Annotated in this window: 2 tRNA genes and 2 rRNA genes; all 4 read right to left on the bottom strand. The window is 49.3% G+C overall.

The annotated features are described in order from the left end of the window. A 23S ribosomal RNA gene (locus A3842_RS11975) occupies window positions 1-394 on the bottom strand; the annotation flags it as partial. A 246-nt stretch (window positions 395-640) separates the two neighbouring features. Next, a tRNA-Ala gene (locus A3842_RS11980) sits at window positions 641-716 on the bottom strand. Between the two features lie 21 nt (window positions 717-737). After that, a tRNA-Ile gene (locus A3842_RS11985) sits at window positions 738-814 on the bottom strand. A 46-nt stretch (window positions 815-860) separates the two neighbouring features. After that, window positions 861-956, bottom strand: a 5S ribosomal RNA gene (gene rrf / locus A3842_RS11990); the annotation flags it as partial.

Genomic DNA, 956 nt, shown 5'->3' on the forward strand with positions numbered 1-956 from the left:
CAGTTTAGGTTACAGGGCTTTTACCTCTATCGCGGGCCTTTCCAGACCTCTTCACCTACCATATTCCTTTGTAACTCCATGTGAGACGTCCCACAACCCCAAGGGGCAAGCCCCTTGGTTTAGGCTGTTCCGCGTTCGCTCGCCGCTACTGACGGAATCACTATTGTTTTCTCTTCCTCAGGGTACTTAGATGTTTCAGTTCCCCTGGTCTGCCTCTGCATACCCTATGTATTCAGGTATGAGTAACTGCGAATTACCACAGCTGGGTTTCCCCATTCGGACACCCCCGGATCAAAGCTTGCTTACAGCTCCCCGAGGCAGTTTCGTTGTTCGCCACGTCCTTCGTCGGCTCCTGGCGCCTAGGCATCCTCCGTGTGCTCTTATTAGCTTAACCATCGCTCCGGTGTTTCGCTTGTTCGCTCATCTTGTTTTAAACAGCGCTCCCGGATAAATCCGTTCGCTAGTCTGTTTAAAGCCAAAGGTCGCTTCACAATCGAAAACCTTCGCTTTCAGCATACTAATAACTATTTCAACTTGTTTACACAAGTTTCAGCTAAAAGATGTTCTAAAACGCATTTTCGTTTCGGTATCCAGTTTTCAAGGATCAAGGTACTCATATACTATTTCATGTAAAACATTTTGGTGGAGCCAAGCGGGATCGAACCGCTGACCTCCTGCTTGCAAGGCAGGCGCTCTCCCAGCTGAGCTATGGCCCCATAAAGGGATATAATGTTATATGGTGGGCCTTGGTGGACTCGAACCACCGACCTCACCCTTATCAGAGGTGCGCTCTAACCAACTGAGCTAAAAGCCCATATAACATATATAACATTATGAATCAACCAAAGGATTGGTTGTCCGCTTGGCAGCGTCCTACTCTCCCAGGACCCTTCGGTCCAAGTACCATCGGCGCTGGAGGACTTAACGGTCGTGTTCGGGATGGGTACGTGTGGAAC

The sequence above is a fragment of the Paenibacillus sp. P3E genome (genome assembly GCF_001909045.1).
Classification (GTDB): domain Bacteria; phylum Bacillota; class Bacilli; order Paenibacillales; family Paenibacillaceae; genus Paenibacillus_AQ; species Paenibacillus_AQ helianthi.